Consider the following 3,512-nt stretch of genomic DNA (forward strand, 5'->3'; position numbering starts at 1 on the left):
GCCGTGGAGGGTGCGGCCAGCCCCTTGGGCAGCGGCGGCGCGCCCGCCGGGGTCGGCAGAAGCCGGGCGGCCTTCGCCCACCAGCGCGGCTGCGCCGCCTTGATCGACCGGGCGGCGGCGGCGGCCTGTTCCGCATCCGCATAAAGGCCGAAGCAGGTCGCTCCGCTGCCTGACAGGCGGGCCAGCAGGCAGCCGTCGGTGCCCTCCAGCGCCGCCAGCGCGTCGGCGATCACCGGGGCGACGGTCAGGGCCGGTTCGGTCAGGTCGTTGCGCCGCTCCTTCAGCAGCGCGGCCAGCGCCGCGGCGTCGGCGGGGGCTTCGGTGAAGCGGGCCGGAGCCGAGAAGGCGCCCTTGAAGGCGCCGTTGCGCGCCTTGAACACGGCGGGGGTCGGCACCGGCACGCCGGGGTTGACCAGAACCGCAAAGGTTTCCGGCAGGGCCGGCGCCTCTTCCAGCACCTCCCCCACGCCGCCGAAATAGCAGCTCCGCCCGGCGACGCAGACCGGCACATCGGCGCCCAGCGAGGCCGCGACCTCGTAGACCCGCTGGTCGGTCACCGGCACGCCCCACAGCCGGGCCAGGGCGCGCAGCGTCGCCGCCGCGTCCGCCGAGCCGCCGCCGATCCCGGAGGCGACGGGCAGCACCTTTTCCAACGCGATCATCGCGTCGGCCTCGCGCCCCAGCCGGGCGGCCAGCGCATGGGCGGCGCGGATGACGAGGTTGTGCGCCGGGTTCTCCCCCATCAGCGCCGGGCCGAAGGGGCCGGAGATGGCCAGCCGCGGCCCGACCGGCGGCAGGTCCACGCCGCGCAGCGCGATTCGCGCCACGCCCGGCTGCACCGTCACCCGATCCGCCACGTCGGCGAAGGCGACGAGGCTGTCCAACTCGTGATAGCCGTCGTGCCGGCGGCCCACCACATGCAGATAGAGGTTCAGCTTGGCCGGCGCGGCCTCGGCGATGGCGCTCATGGTCGGGTCCCCGGAAACGAAAAGCCCTTCCTCCCGATCGGGGGAAGAAGGGCTTTATGCTCTCTGGGGAGAGTCGGCGCCAGACCCTATGCAGGCGCCGCTTACTGAACCTTCGGCGCCGCCGCCTCGGCGGCCTTGGGGTCCACCAGTCCCTTGTCCAGCTTGGCCCGGATGTCCTCCTTCAGCGGCTCCTCCTCCGCGGTGCGGAGCGCGCGGGTCCATTGGAAGCGGGCTTCGTTGCGGCGCCCGACGCGCCAATAGGCATCGCCCAGATGGTCGTTGATGGTGGCGTCGGTCGGCTTCAACTCCACCGCGCGCTCCAGCTTCTCCACCGCCCCTTCGAAATCGCCGGTGCGGTAGAGCGCCCAGCCCAGGCTGTCGACGATGTAGCCGTCCTTGGGGCGCAAGGCGACGGCCTTCTCGATCATCCCCTTGGCTTCCTCCAGGTTCAGCCCGCGGTCGACGTAGCTGTAGCCCAGATAGTTCAGCAGGAAGGCCTCGTCGGGCTTCAGCGCCAGCGCCGCCCGCAGGTCGCGCTCGGCGTCCGGCCAGCGGTCGATCTTGTCGTAGGACATGGCGCGGGCGTAGAGCACCGCCCAATGCCGCTCCTCCGGCGTGCCGATGCGCTCCAGCGCCTTGCTGTAGCTGTCGGCGGCCTCGCCGTAGCGCTTGGCGACGCGGTACAGGTCGCCCAGCCGGATCAGCGCGTCCGTCCGCTCGGGACGTTCGGCGGACAGGGCGGAGAAGGCGGCGATGGCGTCGTCGGTGCGCTCCAGCCGGGCGAGGCTCTCGGCGGTGCGCAGCCGGGCGGTCCAGCCCAGCACCGGGTCCTTCTCCAGCGCCTGGAACTCGACCAGCGCGTCGGCGTGGTGGTCGCGGTTCTCCATGATGTCGCCGATCATCAGCCGCGCCAGCGACAGGTCGGGGCGCAGATGAAGGGCGATCCGTCCGAACAGCAGGGCGGTTTCCTCCGCCCCCTCGTGATGGATGGCGCTGCCCAGGTCGAACAGGGCCTCCGCCAGCCCCTGCTTGGCGTCGGACACCACCGGGGCGGCGGCCTTGCCCTCGTCCAGCGCCTTCAGCGCCGGCTCGACCATCAGGCTGTCGGGGTTGCCGGCGCGGAAGGACTCGTACAGCTTGCGTGCCTCGTCCTTGCGGCCGGTGCGCTCGTAGAAGCTGCCGACGATCTGGATGACGCGCAGCGGCGTCTCCTTGTCGAGCACGCGGGCGAAGCGCTCCGCGGCGGCGTCCTTGCGCCCGCCCAGTTCCAGCACCAGACCGGCGTGCAGGTCGTGCAGGGCGGCGAAGCCGCTGGCGGTCGAAAGCGGCTCCAGCGCCTTCAGCGCCGCGTCGGTCTTGCCCTCCGCGGCGGCCAGCCAGGCGTCGATCAGCGGGCCGATGTATTTCGCCATGCCTTCCTTGGGCATGCGCGCGGCCATGGCCTTGGCTTCCTTCAGCTTGCCGCGGGCCAGATTGTCGGAGGCCAGCAGGGCGATGGCCATCTGCGGGTCGTTGTCCTGCTCCAGCAGCCGCTTGGCGAGGTCGATGGCGGCGTCGAACTGCCCTTCGCCCAGCTTCAGCAGGTAGGTGCGGCGCAGCAGCGTCAGGTCGCCGGGGTCGGCGGACAGGGCGTGCGCCATGAACAGGGCGGCGGCGGCCCAATCGTCCTGGCGCTGGGCGAAGCGCCCGGCCAGATAGCTGCCGGTCGCCGAGGTCAGCGACGGACGCTCCGTCGCCGCCGGGGCCGCGGCGACGGCGTTGCCGGCCGGCAGGAGGCCCGCCGTGGAAAGGAGCAAGGCACCGAGCGCCGTCCGACCCAACCGGGTCCGCCCAAATCGGAATGTCATCATGCCGCGTCCACCTGCACGCCTACGGAGTCCGGATCAGGAAAGCCTGAAACTCGAGTCCTCAGTCTAACACCAACCGCCGGCAAGGGTTAACCGCGCTGCGGCCCGAACCATCGCATGTCTCGGCCGCCCGTCGCCCTCAACGCCATTCGGCGGCGACCCGCCCGATGATTTCCGGACGCAGGACGTCGACCGCGTGGGCGTCCATGTGGGCCGCCAGCGAGTCCGGCATGTCCGGCGACAGGGCCGCCCCCTCCACCCGCCAGCGGGCCATCCAGGACAAGGTGCGCAGCCAGGTCAGCCGGCGCAAGGGCCGGCGCCACGGGCGCACCGCCTCGGCCAGCGCGGGCGGCACCGCCGCCTCCCAAGCCGCGTGGAACGCCGCGACCTCGTCCGGCGCCAGCACCGCCGCGACCTCCCGCTCCCACATGGTGGAGGTGTAGAGGCTGGCGTGGGCGAGGTCGATGGCCGGGTGGCCGTACTGGGCCTTCTCCAGATCGGTGAACCACGCCTTGCCGGCGGCGTCGATCAGGAAGTTGCCGGGGTGGACGTCGCTGCCGACCAGCGTGATGGGGACCGGCGCCGTGCAGCGGAAAGCGCGGGCGGCCTCCAGCTCCGCGCCAAGCCGGGCCAGGGCGTACGGCGTCAGCCCGGCGCGCTCGAACCACACCGCCTGCCGCTCCACCTGGGCCAGGGT

General features: G+C 72.4%; 3 protein-coding genes. All 3 read right to left on the reverse strand.

From position 1 onward, the window contains the following. Window positions 1–968, reverse strand: a 968-nt coding sequence (locus GBZ26_RS28250) for a 4-(cytidine 5'-diphospho)-2-C-methyl-D-erythritol kinase (protein WP_174441641.1), incomplete at its 3' end; no start/stop codon positions are given. Window positions 969–1,069: 101 nt separating this feature from the next. Beyond that, window positions 1,070–2,764, reverse strand: coding sequence for a tetratricopeptide repeat protein (locus GBZ26_RS28255; RefSeq protein ID WP_246653841.1), 1,695 nt, complete (start codon window positions 2,762–2,764; stop codon window positions 1,070–1,072). Window positions 2,765–2,954: 190 nt separating this feature from the next. After that, on the reverse strand, window positions 2,955–3,512 hold a 558-nt coding region (locus tag GBZ26_RS28260; RefSeq protein ID WP_174441643.1), incomplete at its 5' end, for a phosphotransferase family protein.

This window comes from Azospirillum formosense, from assembly GCF_013340925.1.
GTDB classification, from domain to species: Bacteria; Pseudomonadota; Alphaproteobacteria; order Azospirillales; family Azospirillaceae; genus Azospirillum; species Azospirillum formosense.